This is a genomic window from Streptomyces aurantiaciflavus, assembly GCF_049808595.1.
Classification (GTDB): domain Bacteria; phylum Actinomycetota; class Actinomycetes; order Streptomycetales; family Streptomycetaceae; genus Streptomyces.
This window is the reverse complement of record NZ_JBNCAQ010000020.1, coordinates 146639-162684: the sequence shown is the minus strand read 5'-3', so window position 1 is coordinate 162684 and position 16046 is coordinate 146639. Positions and strand designations below refer to the sequence as shown.

The 16046-nt window shown below is 71.7% G+C and carries 15 protein-coding genes; 6 read left to right on the top strand and 9 right to left on the bottom strand.

Annotated elements, in window-relative coordinates:
• The 9 genes from ACPT94_RS24285 to ACPT94_RS24245 form a co-directional block, all read right to left on the bottom strand.
• Positions 1-936 (bottom strand): aromatase/cyclase, encoded by a 936-nt coding sequence (locus ACPT94_RS24285; protein WP_360338153.1) that lies wholly within the window; start codon positions 934-936, stop codon positions 1-3.
• Between the two features lie 40 nt (positions 937-976).
• Positions 977-1762 carry a 3-oxoacyl-ACP reductase FabG gene (gene fabG / locus ACPT94_RS24280; protein WP_360338150.1) on the bottom strand — a complete coding sequence of 262 codons (786 nt, stop codon included), beginning with the start codon at positions 1760-1762 and terminating at the stop codon, positions 977-979.
• 191 nt (positions 1763-1953) lie between these two features.
• Positions 1954-2223: an acyl carrier protein gene (locus tag ACPT94_RS24275; protein ID WP_360338147.1), complete on the bottom strand. Its 270-nt coding sequence runs from the start codon at positions 2221-2223 to the stop codon at positions 1954-1956.
• A 99-nt stretch (positions 2224-2322) separates the two neighbouring features.
• Entirely contained in the window at positions 2323-3567 is a 1245-nt protein-coding gene (locus ACPT94_RS24270) for a ketosynthase chain-length factor (protein ID WP_360338144.1), read from the bottom strand.
• The gene (locus ACPT94_RS24265; protein WP_360338141.1) at positions 3564-4844 is read right to left on the bottom strand and encodes a beta-ketoacyl-[acyl-carrier-protein] synthase family protein; all 1281 of its coding nucleotides are present in this window, start codon (positions 4842-4844) and stop codon (positions 3564-3566) included. Before ACPT94_RS24265 ends, ACPT94_RS24270 begins: the two co-directional genes overlap by 4 nt.
• Positions 4841-5167, bottom strand: coding sequence for a TcmI family type II polyketide cyclase (locus ACPT94_RS24260; protein ID WP_360338138.1), 327 nt, complete (start codon positions 5165-5167; stop codon positions 4841-4843). Before ACPT94_RS24260 ends, ACPT94_RS24265 begins: the two co-directional genes overlap by 4 nt.
• A gap of 13 nt (positions 5168-5180) precedes the next feature.
• Positions 5181-6668 (bottom strand): FAD-dependent monooxygenase, encoded by a 1488-nt coding sequence (locus ACPT94_RS24255; protein WP_360338135.1) that lies wholly within the window; start codon positions 6666-6668, stop codon positions 5181-5183.
• 346 nt (positions 6669-7014) lie between these two features.
• The gene (locus ACPT94_RS24250) at positions 7015-7866 is read right to left on the bottom strand and encodes a hypothetical protein (protein ID WP_425246812.1); all 852 of its coding nucleotides are present in this window, start codon (positions 7864-7866) and stop codon (positions 7015-7017) included.
• Positions 7867-7996: 130 nt separating this feature from the next.
• Complete coding sequence (locus ACPT94_RS24245; protein WP_360338129.1) at positions 7997-8734, bottom strand: TetR/AcrR family transcriptional regulator; 738 nt, start codon at positions 8732-8734, stop codon at positions 7997-7999.
• A 118-nt stretch (positions 8735-8852) separates the two neighbouring features.
• Between ACPT94_RS24245 and ACPT94_RS24240 the strand changes: the two genes are divergently transcribed.
• From ACPT94_RS24240 to ACPT94_RS24215, 6 genes are all read left to right on the top strand, one after another.
• On the top strand, positions 8853-9452 hold the full coding sequence (locus tag ACPT94_RS24240; protein ID WP_360338126.1) for an NADPH-dependent FMN reductase: 600 nt from the start codon (positions 8853-8855) through the stop codon (positions 9450-9452).
• A gap of 30 nt (positions 9453-9482) precedes the next feature.
• Positions 9483-11063 (top strand): MDR family MFS transporter, encoded by a 1581-nt coding sequence (locus ACPT94_RS24235; RefSeq protein ID WP_360338123.1) that lies wholly within the window; start codon positions 9483-9485, stop codon positions 11061-11063.
• 107 nt (positions 11064-11170) lie between these two features.
• Entirely contained in the window at positions 11171-12289 is a 1119-nt protein-coding gene (locus tag ACPT94_RS24230; protein WP_360338120.1) for an NADH:flavin oxidoreductase, read from the top strand.
• Positions 12290-12454: 165 nt separating this feature from the next.
• Positions 12455-13666 (top strand): MFS transporter, encoded by a 1212-nt coding sequence (locus tag ACPT94_RS24225; protein ID WP_360338117.1) that lies wholly within the window; start codon positions 12455-12457, stop codon positions 13664-13666.
• Between the two features lie 347 nt (positions 13667-14013).
• Positions 14014-14325 (top strand): response regulator transcription factor, encoded by a 312-nt coding sequence (locus ACPT94_RS24220; protein ID WP_360338114.1) that lies wholly within the window; start codon positions 14014-14016, stop codon positions 14323-14325.
• A 216-nt stretch (positions 14326-14541) separates the two neighbouring features.
• Positions 14542-15972 carry an acyltransferase domain-containing protein gene (locus ACPT94_RS24215; RefSeq protein WP_425246811.1) on the top strand — a complete coding sequence of 477 codons (1431 nt, stop codon included), beginning with the start codon at positions 14542-14544 and terminating at the stop codon, positions 15970-15972.
• Positions 15973-16046 lie beyond the last annotated feature (74 nt).

Sequence of the window (16046 nt, the reverse complement as noted above, 5' to 3'; positions counted from 1 at the left end):
TCAGCGCTTGTTCTCGGCGTAGTCCTTGGCGTGACCGAGCGTCGCGCGGCTGTTGGCGCTCAACGCGCCGCGGACGTACTCCCGGGCGTCGGCGACGGTCGCCTCGGGACCCAGGATCCGGGCGATGTTCTCGGTGTTGAGGACCACGGTGTGCTGCGAGGTGGCGGCGACACCGCCCTCGTTCTCGGTGAACGTCCAGTAGCCGGTGTGCAGGGTCATCAACGCGGGCAGCGTGACCTGCTTGTAGGCGATCCTGTAGTGGGGGAAGGTCACCCGGTACGACTTCGTGGTGTGCGTCGAGCCGTCCTTGGCGCGGGTGTCCATCTCCAGGGTCTGCAGCCCCGGGGTGTCCTCGGAGAAGCGCACGGAGGCCACGTGCGGCAGCCGCTCCACCCACAGCCCGGCCTCGTTGACGAAGTCGTAGGCGTCCTTGGCCGAGCCGGCGATCTGCACGGTGTCCTCGAAGGAGAAGGTGATCTCCTCGGCGGCGTGGGCCAGTTCGACGTTGGTCTTCAGGGCGGCCAGCTCCGAGCGGGAGTTGCGGTCGACGGCCTCGTCGATCCACTTCAGGCCGGCCGGGTCGTCGTCGACGGCCCGGTAGTCGTGCAGCAGCCGGATCCGGGCGGACGCCTCGGACAGCGGCTCGATGATCCAGGTGCCGCCCATGGCGGCGACCGGCGGGGTGGAGACCTCCTGGCGGAAGGTGATCCGCAGGTTCTCCGGGTCCAGGGTGCGCCGGGAGGTCCAGTTCTTCGCCTCGCCGTTGGCGGTGGCCCAGATCCGGATGCGCTCCTCGCCCGCGCCGCGCTCCACGTGGTCGACGTAGATGGTGGGCGGGAAGATCCGGGGCCAGTTCTCCACCTCGGCGATCAGCCGGTAGACGGCGGCGGCCGGGGCCTCGACGGTGATCTCGTGCTCGACCTGACGGGTCGTCATCTCGTGCTCCTCCGTGTCGTTGTTCTGCCCGGGCCGGGTCTCAGAAGTTGCCCAGGCCGCCGCAGACGTTCAGCGCCTGGGAGGTGATGGAGGCGGCGGTGTCGGAGGCCAGATAGCCGACCAGGCCCGCGACCTCCTCGGGGGTCGAGTAGCGGCCGAGGGGGATCTTCGCCTGGAACTTCTCCAGGATGGCGTCCTCGGTGGTGTCGTAGGCGGACGCGTAGCCCTGGCGCACGCGCTGCGCCATCGGGGTCTCGACGTAGCCGGGGCAGACCGCGTTGACGGTGATGCCGGTGGGCGCCAGCTCGTTGCCGAGCGCCTTGGTGAAGCCGACGACACCGTGCTTGGAGGCCGAGTACGGGGCGCCGAGCACCACGCCCTGCTTGCCCGCGGTCGAGGCGACGTTGATGATCCGGCCGCGGTCCTTGGCGCGCATGCCGCCCGTGGTGAGCACCTCGCGCGTCATCAGGAAGACGCTGTTGAGGTTGGTGTCGATGACGTCGTACCAGAGGTCGTCGGCGATGTCGGCGGTGACTCCGCCGCCCGACCGGCCCGCGTTGTTGACCAGCACGTCGATCGTGCCGAAGCGGTCGACCGCCTGCTGCACGAACCGCTTGACGTCGTCCCGGGAGCGGACGTCGCAGGGGGCGCCGTCCACCTCCAGCCCCTCGTCGAGGAGCTCCTTGACCGTACGGGTCACGCTCGCCTCGGTGCGGGCGCAGAGGAACACCCGGTGGCCCTGGCCGGCCAGCAGCCTGGTCACCGCCAGGCCGATACCGCTGGTCGCGCCCGTGACGAGGGCGACCTTCGGGTTCTGCTGCGTCATGTCTGTCTCCTGCGTGCTTCGGTGGGCGGCGGCTGACAGGCCGCTGCCGCCGGGCCGGAGGGCACGCGGCGGCAGCGACGGGAACCCCGGCGCCCCCCCCGGGCCGGGGCGGGGGGACCGCGCCCCGCCGGTCCCCGCCGGGGGCATCGACGGTGGCCGGCGGGAACCGGCGGGCGCGGTCCGGGCTGGGCTCAGCCGATCCGGGCGGGCACCAGCAGGGCGTTGACGGCGTCGAGCAGCGCGCGCGGCGTCCTGGCGTCGGTCAGCGTGTCGTCGTCCAGGGTGACGCCGAACTCGCGCTCGATCCGGCTGCCGGTCTCCAGCATCGCCAGGGACTCGTAGCCCAGCGACTCGAAGTCGGTGTCGGCGATGTCGCCGTCGAGGTCGATGCCTTCGTCCGCGCCGGCTCCCTCGCGCAGGATGCGCTTGAGGTCGTCGAGGGTGAACTCATGGGCAGGCATGGGTGGCTGTCCTTTCGTCGCTGTTGTGGGGAAAAGTCACGGCCGGCCCTCCGCAGCCGTCGTGACCGATGTCGCTCGCCGGCGGGACGGAGCCCCGGATCATGCGGACGACACGGCCGGGGTCGCGGCGCGCACCACGGTCGCGGAGTTGAAGCCGCCGTGGCCGCGGGCGATCACCAGGGCGCTGCGCACCGGTGCGGTCCGCTCCTGGCCGACGACCAGGTCCAGGTCGTGGCCGGGGGAGGGGGAGATACCGACGGACGGCGGGATCACGCCGTCCCGCATGGCCAGGAACGCCGCCGCCAGGTCCAGGGGCGCCGCCCCCGAGTAGAGCCGCCCGGTCATCGTCTTGGGCGCCGTCACGGGCACCGCCCGGGCCCCGAACACCCCGGTGATCGCCTCGGCCTCGATCCGGTCCAGCTCGGGGATCGCGGCCGCGTCGGCGAACACCACGTCGATGTCGCCGGGCGCCGCCTGGGCGTCGGCCAGCGCCAGCTCGACGGCCTTGCGCAGGCCCGGCGGACGCCCGCTGCCCGGCCGGGGGTCGAGCGTGGCGCCGTATCCGGCGATCTCGCCGTAGATCTGCTGGGCGCCCCGCGCCCGGGCCTGCTCCAGTTCCTCCAGCACGAGCAGGGCACCGCCCTCACCGGGCACATGACCGTGCGCGGCCTCGTCGAAGGGGAGGTAGGCGCGCTCCGGGTCGCGGCTGGTGCTCAGCCGGTTGCTCGCCATCTGCGCGACCCAGCCCCACGGGCAGATCGAGGCGTCGACGGCGCCCGACATCACCAGCCGGGTGCCCTTGCGGATCTGCCGCCGCGCCTGGGCGACGGCGTCGAGCCCGCCCGCCTGGTCGCTGACCACCACACCGCTCGGGCCGCGCATGCCGTTGCGGATGGAGATCTGGCCGCTGTTGACGGCGTAGAACCAGGCGAAGGACTGGTACGCGCTCACGTACCGGCCGCCCTTGCTCCACAGAGCCTGCAGCTCCCGCTGGCCGAACTCGAAGCCGCCCGACGAACTGGCCGTGATCACGCCCATCTCGAACTCGGGCAGCTCCCCGGGGTGCACCCCGGCGTCCTGGAACGCCCAGTCGGCGGCCACGAGAGCCAGCTGGGTCATCCGGTCGGTCTGCGGCAGCAGCCGGCCCGGCAGATACTCCTCCGCGACGAACCCGTCGATCTCACCGGCCAGCTGAGCCGGATAGCGGTCGGGCACGAAGCGCGAGATCCGCCCGATGCCGCTGGTCCCCTTGCGGGTCGCCGCCCAGTAGGCCTCCGTGCCCAGGCCGTTGGGGGCGACGACGCCCAGCCCGGTGACGGCCACCCGGACACCTGTCGCGCTCATGCGGCCCTCCGATCGGGGCGGGCGAGCACCATGGCGCTCTGGAACCCGCCGAAACCACTGCCCACCGACAGCACCGCGTCGGTCCGCCAGTCCCGCGCGGTGAGCGGCACGTAGTCGAGGTCGCACTCGGGGTCGGGCGTGTGCAGGTTGGCGGTGGGCGGCACGACGCCGTGCTCCATCGCCAGCGCGCTCGCCGCGATCTCGATCGAACCGATCGCGCCCAGCGAGTGGCCCACCATCGACTTGATGGAGCTGACCGGCACGGCGTACGCGTGCTCACCGAGGCTGCGCTTGAACGCGGCCGTCTCGTGCCGGTCGTTCTGCTTGGTGCCCGAGCCGTGCGCGTTGACGTAGTCGATGGCTGTGGGGTCGAGGCGGGCCTCGTCCAGGGCCACCCGGATGGCCTCGGCCATCTCGCGTCCGTCGGGGCGCAGGCCCGTCATGTGGAAGGCGTTGCTGCGCGTGGCGTACCCGGCGATCTCGGCGTACACATGGGCGCCGCGCCGCCGGGCGCTGTCCAGCTCCTCCAGGACGAACACGGCCGAGCCCTCGCCCAGGACGAAGCCGTTGCGCGTCCCGTCGAAGGGGCGCGAGGCGTGCTCCGGATCGTCGTTGCGCGGGGTGGTCGCCTTGATCGCGTCGAAGCAGGCCACGGTGATGGGCGAGATCGGGGCGTCCGCCGCGCCGGCCACCATGACGTCGGCCGAGCCCTCACGGATCAGTTCGGCGGCGTAGCCCACGGCGTCCAGACCGGAGGTGCAGCCGGTGGAGACCACGGTGGTCGGCCCCTCGGCGCCCACCGCCCAGGCCACCTCGGCGGCGAAGGAGCTGGGCACCAGGTAGTTGTACAGGTGCGGGACCGCGTACTCGTGGTCGACGAGGTCCAGCCGGCCGCTGTCGCTGACGGTGCGGTACTCCTGGTCGAGCCCCATCGTCGCGCCGACGGCGCTGCCGATGGTCACGCCGGTGCGGTGCGGGTCGAGGGAGTCGAACTCCAGGCCGCTGTCCGCGACCGCCTCCCGCGCGGTGACCACCGCGAACTGGGCGGCCCGGTCCATCCGCCGGACCTCCTGGGCGCCCAGCCCCAGCAGTTCGGCGTCGAAGTCGACCTCGGCGGCGATCTGCGAGCGGAACGGGGACGGATCGAAGAAGCTGATCCGCCGGGTGGCGGTACGGCCGTCGGAGAGCAGGCTCCAGAAGTTCTTGGCGCCCACGCCGCCGGGCGCGGTGACCCCGATGCCGGTGATCACCACCCGCCGGGCGTGCGGGCCGCTCACAGCGCGGTCCAGTGGTAGAAGCGCTGCGCCATCGCGTCGGCGGGGGAGCGCCAGGTGGCGGGGTCGTAGGCGGTGATGAACGGCTTGAGGTCCTCGCTGATGCCGACGAACCGCGGGTCCGTCTTCGCGGCCTCGATCCGCTCGCCGCCGTCCTCGGAGTCGAAGTCCTGCAGGTGGAAGTAGAGGCCGCGGTAGGTGAAGAGCTGCCGGCGTCGGGTACCCATCCGGTGCGGCATCTCCGTGCCGTCGAACTCACCGAAGAGGCGGGCGACGTCCTCGGCCGCGTGCGGTTCCATCCGGGCCACGATCAACGTGCTGTGCATGAGTCTCTCCTTGTCAGGACTGCTGGATCCGGGACGGACCGAACCAGCGCTCCAGTGCCATGGGCAGGTCGTGATGGCTGCCCGGCGCCGCCCAGGCCACATGACCGTCGGGCCGCACCAGGACCGCCGACGTGCCCGAGAGCGGACTGTCGGCCGGGACGGCGTGGGGCTCCGCCGTGACGATGTCCACCCGGTCCGACCACCCGGCCGCACGGTCGCGGAGGACGGCGTTGTCCTCCAGGTCGAGCAGCACGCCCCGCCCCGCGCGCAACAGTTGGGTGCTGCTGGTCTTGCGCCGGTCGCCCACCAGCTCCAGGTGCGGCATGCGCAGCCCCAGCAGCGGGTGCCGGCCCGGTCCGACGTCGTAACGGATCTCCAGGCCGCTCACCATCCCGGCGAGATGGCGGCTGACCTCCTCGTAACGGATCAGCTCCGCCAGCACGTCGCGCAGGGGCTGGATCTCGTCTCCGCTGAGGAAGAGCAGACCCTGGGCCTTGGTGTTCATCATCAGCCGCTCGCCCACCGGGTACCGCTCGCCGTGGTAGGTCTCCAGCAGGGCCTCGGGCGCGGTGCCGCGGACCACGGCGGCCAGCTTCCAGCCGAGGTTCACGGCGTCCTGGATGCCGGTGTTCATGCCCTGGCCGCCGGCCGGCAGATGGATGTGCGCGGCGTCCCCGGCGAGCAGCACCCGGCCCCGCCGGTACTCGGTGACCAGCCGGGTCGCGTCGCCGAACGCACTCACCCACTCGTGCTCGGCGTGCGAGATGTCGATGCCGGTGATTCGCTGCCAGGCCGCCGCGACCTCCGCGTACGAGGGCGGCTCGGTGCGCCGGCGGGGCGGGGTGCCGTGCTCGCAGACGATGATGCGGGTCACGCCGCGGTCGCCGAGCGGGCCGCACATGACCATGCCGCCCGAGTACGTCTCACCGATCAGCCGCGGCTTCAGGTCCACGCCCTTGATGTCCGCGAGGTACATCTCCATGGTCGCCGCGGTGCCCGGGAAGTCGAAGCCGACGGCCTTGCGCACGGTGCTGCGGCCGCCGTCGCACCCGACGAGATAGGGAGCCGTCAGCCGGCTCTCCTCGCCCTCGGGACCGCGCACCTCGACCTCGACATGGTCGCCGTGGTCGCGCAGGGTGACCAGCTCGTGGCCGCGCCGGATGTCGGCGCCCAGTTCCCGCACCCACTCCTCGAGCATCGTCTCGGTGTCCGACTGGGGGACGGTCTTGGCCGCCTGGTGGATGCTGTCGAGGACGCCGAAGTCGACCGGCAGGCCGCCGAAGTGCCCGGCGTTGCTGGTCCCCATGTCGCCGAGCCGGTGCAGCAGGCCGCGTTGGTCGAAGACCTCCATCGTCCGGGTGGTGAAGCCCAGCCCGCGGGACTCGCCGGTGCGTTCCCGGAGCCGGTCCAGCACGATGACGTCGACTCCCGCAAGCCGTAGTTCCCCGGCGAGCATGAGTCCGGTGGGACCCGCGCCGGCGACGATGACGGAAGCGTCCATGGATGTGTCCTCCGGGGCGTCGGAAGTGGTGGATACGACGAGGCGGCGCACCGGAATGGGACATCGGTGCGCCGCCTCGGACAGGCCGTGCAATGCGGCCCTGATATGTGTGTGCCGGGTGAATCGACACAGTGCTGCGGAAGCTAATGAAGAGCTTCTTCGGAATCCCGTCCGATGTCAATGCAGATTTTCCAGCTCGACAACAAGCTTGTGTCAAACTCTTGTCAAGTCCCATTTCCAGGGGCAACAAAAAAGAAGCCCTGCCGGGGTGTCTCACCCTTGGCAGAGCTTCTATTCCGCTTCTTGTCGGCTACTGGCCGGCCTCGCCGGCCGCCTCCCGCGCCGGTCAGGCGCGGGCGCCGAGCGACGCGTGGATGTCCTGCTCGTGGTAGTACGTGCGGCCGTTGTGCGCGCGCCGTCGCCACCGGTCCTCGCTGGCGCGGCGATACACGCTGCCCGGCGCGACGCCCCACAGCACGGCGATGTCCCGGGCGGTCATCCAGCGCACCGCCGGCTCCTGCCGCTGGGCCGCGCTCGCGCCCTGTCGCAGCCACTCCTGACCGGACCATCGGTGGGCGGGATCGGTGTCGCAGCCGACCTCGACCGCGGTGTCGGCCGAGCCGCGCCCTGCGGCCGCCGTGAGAGCGCCCCGGCAGCCCGGCACCACGCAGTCGCCGACCGGGACGCGGCGCCGGGGAGCGGGGTCGATCACCCCGCGGGCCCGGCGCACACACCGGTTGACCTCGTCGGACAGCTCGCCGACGGCCTGGTGCGCGCCGAGCCAGTCGGCCTGCCGGAGCAGGAAGTCGGCGATGTCGGCCGGGGTGTCCCGGGGGGCGCCGGCCCTCCGTTCCTCGATCACCAGGGCGGCCCAGGACCGCAGGATCCCGAGGATCTCCGAGCGGGCCTCGGCCGCCGCCGTGTTGAACGGCATGCCGGGCAGCGGGCCGCCCGACGTGCGGTCGCGGGGCCGGTCGGCGCCGGTGAGCAGCCCGCCGCACTCGTCGTACAGGCGTGGCAGCCGCCGCAGGTCGTGGATGAGCCGGAGCCGGCAGGTCGGGCAGAGCCGGCTGCCGGCGGCGGCGATGTCGCGGGCCCGGCCCGCCGTCCCGCCGCGCCGGCACGCGGCGCCCTCGCACTCCAGCGGTCCGGTCGTCCTAGGTGCGGTCCTCGTGGTGTCCGTGCGTCCGTTTGTCATTTCCCCCACCGCCTCGATGTACGGCGAACCTATTTCGGGGATTCCGGCGCGGACAAGCGAAGGCCCGCTACATGTCATTTCTCTGTAGCGGGCCTTCTGTTTTTCTGAGTGACCTGTTCGGGAGATGTCCTCAGACCGCCAGGCGGGCGGCGATGCCGTCGAGGACGCAGTCCAGGCCGGTCTCGAACTGCCACTGCGGGTCGTCCTTGCGGTCGGCCTCGCCGATGTAGCGCGCGTACATCGGGAAGCGGCCGGTGCTCATGAGCCAGGCCATCTGCGAGGCCAGTCCCGACCGGGCCTCCTCACGGCTGGACCAGCCGTGCACCCGCAGCAGCTGGGTCAGCGCGATCTCCGTGTCGACCGCGCCGTGCACGTACGCGGTGACGGTGCTGTAGACCGCCATGGCGGTGTCCGCGTCGAGTCCGAGGCCGTCGAGCGCGGCCAGCGCGGCCTCGGGCACGGCCAGCTGGTTCGGGGTCGGCGCGCACCAGGTCGCACGGGTCACCCACGAGTGCCGCAGCAGGACCTCCCTGATGCGCAGGCCGAGCGTGCGCATGGTCGGGCGCCAGCCCTCGGCGCCGTCCGGCAGGTCCAGCTCGCCGTAGACGAAGTCGACCATCAGCTCGAGGAGTTCGTCCTTGCCGGTGACGTAGCGGTAGGCCGCCATGGGGGCGACACCGAGCTCGGTGGCCAGGCGCCGCATGGTGACCGCGTCGAGTCCCTCGGTGTCGGCGACGCCGACCGCGGCTCTGGCGATCCGCTGGGGGGTGAGGGTGGTGCGAGGGGCCGGCGCCGGGCGTTCCAGCCGTTCCCACACGGAGACGTGGTCCCTGTCCTCGGTCTGTACCTGTCTCTCCTGGGAGGCCATCGCAGGTGTTCCTTCCGCCGACAGTGCTGTGTACAGCGTATCAGGAGTGGACAACGTACACGCTGCTGTGTACGTTGTACGTGAACGATACGGCGTACACACTCCTGGAGGAGTTCCCATGACGGACGCGACCGGTGGCCCCCTGCGGACCGCGGTGATCATCGGCAGTACGCGGGACGGGCGCTTCGGCCCGGTCGTGGCCGACTGGATCACCGGACACATCGCCGAGCGCGAGGACATGACGGCCGACGTGGTCGACCTCGTCGAGACGCCGCTGCCGACCGTCTTCCCGGCCTTCGGCCAGACCCCCTCCGAGGAGGTCGTGGCCCAGCTCGGGGCGGTGTCGCCGCGGCTCGCCGAGGCCGACGCCTTCGTGATCGTCACCCCGGAGTACAACCACAGCTTCCCGGCGCCGCTGAAGAACGCCATCGACTGGCACAACGAGCAGTGGCACGCCAAGCCCGTCGGCTTCGTCTCCTACGGCGGCCTCGCCGGCGGCCTGCGCGCCGTCGAACAGCTCCGTGTCGTCCTCGCGGAACTGCACGCGGTCACCATCCGCAACACCGTCAGCTTCCACAACTACGGCGAGATCTTCGGCGCCGACGGCAAGCCGGCCGACCCCGGCTGCGACGTCGCGGCCAAGGCCATGCTCGACCAGCTCACCTGGTGGGCGCACGCCCTGCGCGAGGCCAGGCGTGCCCGCCCCTACGCCGTCTGACGTCCCGCCACTCCTGCCTTGGGGGCAGCGATGAACGACCCCTCGACACCCACCGCCGCAGCCGACCGGCCCGCCCTGCCCCGGCTGGGCGTCTTCGGACTGATGCTCGGCATCTTCCTGGCGACGCTCGACGGACAGATCGTCAGCACCGCTCTCCCCACGATCGTGGGCGACCTCGGCGGACTCGACCACTTCTCCTGGTCGGTGACGGCGTACCTGCTCACCATGGCCGCCTCCACCCCGCTCTGGGGCAAGCTCGGCGACCTCCACGGCCGCAAGGGCGCCTACACCAACTCCGTGGTGCTCTTCCTGATCGGGACGGTGCTGTGCGGCCTGGCCCAGAGCATGGGCCAGCTCATCGCCTTCCGCGCCGTCCAGGGCCTCGGCGCCGGCGGGCTGATGGTCGGGGCGATGTCGTTGATCGCCGTGCTGGCGGCGCCGCAGGAACGCGGCCGCATCCAGTCGATGGTGGGTGTCATGCTGCCGATCGCGTTCGTCGGCGGCCCCCTGCTCGGCGGATTCATCACCGACTACATGAACTGGCGCTGGACCTTCTACGTCAACGTGCCCATCGGGGCCGTCGCGCTGCTGGCCGTCGCCAAGGGCATACGGCTGCCCACCCAACGCGTCACGGGGCGCGTGGACTACCTCGGCGCGGCCCTGCTCACCGGCGGCATCCTGGCCCTCACCCTGCTGGCCAGCTGGGCCGGCACCACATACGCCTGGACGTCCTGGCAGATCGCCGCGCTCGCCGTCGTGATCGTGCTCTGCCTGGCCTGGTTCGTCCGCGTCGAACAGCGGGCCGCCGAACCGATCACACCGCCCCGGCTGTTCACCAGCCGGGAGTTCACCCTGGCCCAGGTGCTCAGCTTCCTGGTCGGCGCCGTCCTCATCTCCGTCGTCAACTACCTGCCGCAGTACATGCAGTTCGTCCAGGGCGCCTCACCCACCGTCAGCGGCCTGCTCATCCTGCCGCTGATGCTCGGTATGCTCACCGCCCAGCTGGTCACCGGACGGCTGATGGACCGCGGGGGACTGGACCGCGTGGTGCCGCTCACCGGCGGCGCCGTCACCGTCGCCGGCGCGCTGCTGCTGCTTCTGCTCGGCACGGACACCCCGCTCGTCGCGGCCTCGGCACTGACCCTCGTCACCGGAGTCGGCGTCGGCATCCTGATGCAGAGCACCCTGCTCACCACCATCGACAACGCCGCCCCGCGGGACATGGGCGCCGCCACCGGCACCGTCACCCTGGTGCGCACCATCGGCGGCTCCCTCGGTGTCGCGGTCCTCGGCGCCGTGCACAGCAGCCGCACGGCCGACGTCCTGGCCGAGCGGCTCGGCTCCGACGCGGAGCAACGGCTGACCGCCGGCGGCGAACTGACCCCCGCCCTGCTGAGGGACATGTCCGCCGGTGTGCGCCACACCGTCGAGGACGCCGTCAGCAGCGGGCTGCACGGTGTCGTGGTCGGCGCGGCCGCGCTGTCGGTCATCGCGTTCGGCACGGCGTGGTTCATCCGCGCGACACCGGTCCCCGACCCGGACACCGCCGCGGCGGCGGCCCCGGGGAGCGCGCCGGACAAGGACTCCGTCCGCACTCCGCCCGCGGACTGAGCGCGGCCCGGCCGCACCCAGCCACCACCACCCCATCCAAGCCGCCGACCGCACGGTGCAATTCCCCCGTCGCCGTGCGGTCGGCTTCCTAGCGAAGGCGAACACTGATGTCCACGAATCCGGTCGAGCGTGTCAAGGACGTCCTGGTCCGTCCCTTCTCCCTGGGCGGCCTCACCCTGCCCAACCGTGTCGTGATGGCGCCGATGACGCGCGAGTTCTCCCCGGACGGCGTACCGGGCGAGGACGTGGCGCGGTACTACGCCCGGCGGGCCGCCGGCGGCGTCGGCCTGCTCATCACCGAGGGCACCTACGTCGGTCACGACTCGGCGGGCACCAGCGCCCGGGTCCCGCACTTTCACGGCGACGAGGCGCTGGCCGGCTGGTCCGCGGTGGCCGAGGCGGTCCACCAGGAGGGCGGCCGGATCATGCCGCAGTTGTGGCACGTCGGCATGGACCGCACCGCCGGCAACCCGCCCGTGCCCGACGCCCCGCGGGTCGGCCCCTCCGGCATCGCCCTGGACGGCACCCAGTCGGGCCGCGCGATGACCCAGGCCGACATCGACAACGTGGTCGCGGCCTACGCCACCGCCGCGGCGGCCGCCGAGGCCCTCGGCTTCGACGGCGTGGAGATCCACGGCGGACACGGCTACCTGGTCGACCAGTTCCTGTGGGCCTACACCAACCGGCGCACCGACGGCTACGGCGGGGACGTCGCCCGCCGTACGCGGTTCGCCGCCGAGATCGTGGCCGCCTGCCGGGCGGCCGTGTCCGAGGACTTCCCGATCTCCTTCCGGCTCTCGCAGTGGAAGATGAACCACTTCCAGGCCCGGATCGCCGAGACCCCGCAGGAACTGGAGACCATCCTCGGTCTGCTGTCCGAGGCGGGCGCCGACATCTTCCACTGCTCCACGCGGCGCTTCCACCTCCCCGAGTTCGAGGGCTCCGACCTCAACCTCGCCGGCTGGGCGAAGAAGGTCTCCGGCAAGCCCGCCATCAGCGTGGGCTCGGTGGGCCTGAGCAACGAGTTCCTCCAGGTGTTCCAGGGCGAGCAGTCCCGCGTCACCGACATCGGGGAACTGCTCGACCGCATGGAGCGCGAGGAGTTCGACCTCGTCGCGGTCGGCCGGGCCCTTCTCGGCGACCCGGAGTGGCTGGCGAAGATCCTCGCCGGGCGCACCGACGAGCTGACTCCCTTCCACGTGGGTCTGGTCGGCAGCCTTCACTGAGCCACCCGGCCCCCCGACCGACCGGGGGCCGACGCGGGGCCGACGCGTCCCGTCGCTCCGGGGACGGCGCCGGAGCGACGGGTCACGGCCCCCGGGTGTGGACCAACGCCCGGTGTCCTGCGGCCGCCGGAGTGCTCGTACGACCGGAAAGTCTGGAGGAACCAGGTGAACCCACGCTTGTTCGTGCTGACGTCGGCCACGTTCGCCATCGGCACCGACGGATTCCTCATCGCGGGGATCCTGCCCGACATCGCTCGGTCCCTCGACGTCTCACCCTCCGCGGCGGGCCAGCTGGTCACCCTCTTCGCGCTCGCCTACGCACTGCTCTCCCCGGTGCTGGCCGCGGCCACGGCGTCCTGGCCGCGGCGCCGGCTGCTGCTGACAGGGCTCGCCGTCTTCGTCCTGGGCAACGTGCTCGTCGCCCTCGCCCCCGCCTACGGCGTCGCGCTGACCGGCCGGCTGGTGGCCGCCGTCGGCGCCGCAGTCGTCACCCCGGTCGCCACCGTCGCGGCGACCGCCCTGGTCCCACCGGAGCAGCGGGGCCGGGCCCTTGCCGTCGTCGTCGCCGGGCTGAGCGCCGCGACCGCGCTCGGCGCCCCGCTGGGCACCGCCATCGGTGCCGCGGGCCACTGGCGGGTCTCCCTGTGGGGAGTGGCGGCTCTCGGCGTCGTCGCGGCCCTCGGCGTCGCGACGCTGCTCCCCGAGATCCCCGAGCCACCGGCCACCAAACTGCGCCAACGACTCGCGCCCCTGCGCGACATCCGCATCGTCACCGTGCTGTCGACGACCCTGTTCACCCTGACCGGCCTGTACACGGTCTACACGTACATCAGTCTCTCCTACGACCGGGCCACCGACGGCAGTGGCAACCGGCTCGCCCTCCTCCTCGTCGTCTTCGGTGTCGCCGCCACCCTCGGCAATGTGATCGCCGGCAGCCTCACCGACCGCTTCGGCGCCCGCCGGGTGCTCACCGTCGCCCTGCTGGTCTGCGTCGCCGACTTCGCCCTGATGCCCTGGAGCGGGGCCGGGCTGCCGGGCGCGCTCGTCGCCGTCGCGGCGTGGGGCGTGTGCGGTTTCGGTGTGCTCGTACCGCAGCAGCACCGGCTGATCTCCGTGTCCGGCGCCGGCGCCCCCCTGTCGATCGCGCTCAACGCGACCGCGACCTATCTGGGGGTCGGCCTGTCCGGCGTCGTCGGAGCCGCCGGCCTCCATCTCGTGGGCGCCCACCGACTGGGTCTGATCAGCGTGGTGTTCCTCGCCCTGGGCCTGTGTACCGCCGAACTGGCGCACCGGATCATCCGGAGCCGGGAGGACTCCGCGACGTCGGCGAAGGACGCCGTGCGCGTGCCGGACGCGCCGGGCGAAAGCGTCCGTTGACCGGGTTTCCCTCTTGGCGCGCTTTCTCCATTCCCCCATGGAATCCGCGCGCGGGTCTTGCTAGGGTGTAGGCGAAGCTCCGTTTACGGGACAGGTTCAAGTTCCCCGTCTTTCATGGGAATTGCCGAGTCCAGCGGCCATCGACTCATTGAGGCACGGTCGACGCCGAGGCCGGACGGAGCTGTTATTCCGCGCGGCCGTGAGAGGCCCCGATCGACGCAGATCCGGTGGTCTGCCGCACACCTTCGTACGAGGACGCACGCTTCTGTGGCGTCCGGCTGCGCGGGTACCCGTTGATCAGCAAAGGGGGAATGTTGATCGCCCTGCTCTCTGAAACCTGGCATGAAGTGGCGGACGGCAGAGGGGAGTCCGGACAGGAGTGGAGACGCATCAGCTCACTCATCGGTGAAAGCGGCGCCAACTGGGTCACCGACCCGGTGAGCCGTGTCGAAGAACTCACCGACCGGGAATTCGACGTGTTCATCCTGCTCGGCCGGGGTCTGTCGAACCAGCGCATCTCGGCCTCCCTCTACGTCACCGAGCGCACGGTCAAGTCCCACATCACGCGCATCCTCGCCAAGCTGCGACTCGACTCCCGCCTCCAGGCCGGCCTGGTGGCCCAGGCCTACACGCACTGGGTCGCGCTCAGCTCACAGTAGATATCCGGCAGTCAAGTGTACTTTCGTCCGGTGCGCTTCCCGTGCGGATGCTGATTGACTGCCGCAGTACTTGTGCAAGCTCCTTGGATCTCGTGTTCCGCAATGTTTTGACGGTCCGATTCGAGTGGAGTCACAGCGGGGATGACGGCAGAGGAAACGGCGGTTCTCTTTCCGGGTCAGGGTGGATTCGACGGAGCGGCTCTGCAGGCCGCCAGAATGAAGTACCAGCAAGTCGACGAGATTTTCAAGGCCGTTGACGCGGTCGCCGAGGAAATCTTCGGAAGTACGGTCTCCGCCGTACTCCTCGAAGGTTCTCCGCTGAGCGTCGACGACCTGCTGCAACAGCCCGACCACGTGTCCCAGTTGGCCATTTACGGCAGTGATGTGGCCGCCTGGCGCATTCTGCGGGAAAACGGTCTGCGGCCACGGGTCCTCGTGGGCCACAGTCTGGGCGAGATCGCGGCGCTCGCCGCCGCCGACGCCTTCTCCGTGGAGGACGGCGCACGTATCGTCGCGGAGCGGCTGCGGATCCTTCGGGACGCGGAGCCGGCCACCGGCCGGATGGCGGCCGTGGCGCTCGACGGGCGGCGCACCCGGCACCTGCTCGACCTGCTGGACGATCCGGCCCTGGCGGTGGCCGCCGAGAACCACGACCGGCAGACGGTGATCAGCGGCCCCGAGCGCTCGGTGCTGGCCGCGCTGCGCGTCGCTCGCGAACTGGGGGCCGGCGGCCTCCTGCTGGCGTCGCCGTTCGCGTTCCACAACCCGGCGCTGGAGCCGCTGCGGGCGCCGTTCGCCGCCCGCGTCGCCCGCCTGCCCCGGCAGGCGCCGCGCACGGCGGTGTACTCGCCCATCCTGCGCCGGGCGTACCGCGCGGACGACGACCTGGCGGACCTGCTCGCGCGGCATCTCGTCCACCCGGTCGACTTCTGCGGGACCATCCGCGGCCTGTACGACAACGGCGTCACGACGTTCGTCGAGGCGGGCGGACTCGGCTCCCTCGGCCGGTGCGTCCAACGCGTCCTCGCCGACGCCGGGGACCTCGCCGTCCGGTCCACCTTCACACTGGACGCGGGCGGACGGCTCGGCGTGGAGGAGGCCCTCGCCGGGCTGACCGACACCGGCGCCGACTCCTTCGAGCGGTTCTGGACCTCGTACGGCACACAGCTCGTCGAGCGAGTCCGGACACGGCTGTCCGCCACCGGCACCGGATCCTCCGCGGCCACCGGCACCGTACCCTTTGCGGCCACCGGGCCCGCGACCCCGGCGGAGCCCGCGCCGGCCGTCGCCCCCGCGGGCCCGTCGACGCCCGCGCAGCACCTCTCACCCTCGGGCCCGGCGGAGCCGGCGACGCCCGGCGCGGCCGGGGTGCCGGACCGGGCGGAGTTGCTCACCGCGGTGCGCGCGCTGTACGCGGAGGCGCTGGAGTACCCCGAGGAGGTCTTCACCGAGGACGTCCTGCTGGAGGCCGAACTCGGCATCGACTCCGTCAAGCAGGTGGAGCTCCTGAACCGAGTCACGGCCCGCTACGGGATCGCGCCCGCCGACAAGGGCTTCCGGCTGTCCGACTGCGACACCGTCGGCAAGGTGGTCGACCTGCTGCAGGCCCGTCTGGTGCGCGGCGACATGTCGGTCGCCGCCGCCTGAGCGGCTCACCCCGACCGGGCGCCGCGGCCTGTGCGCCCGCGCCCGGTCCCGAACCGCGCGACAAGGAGCAATCT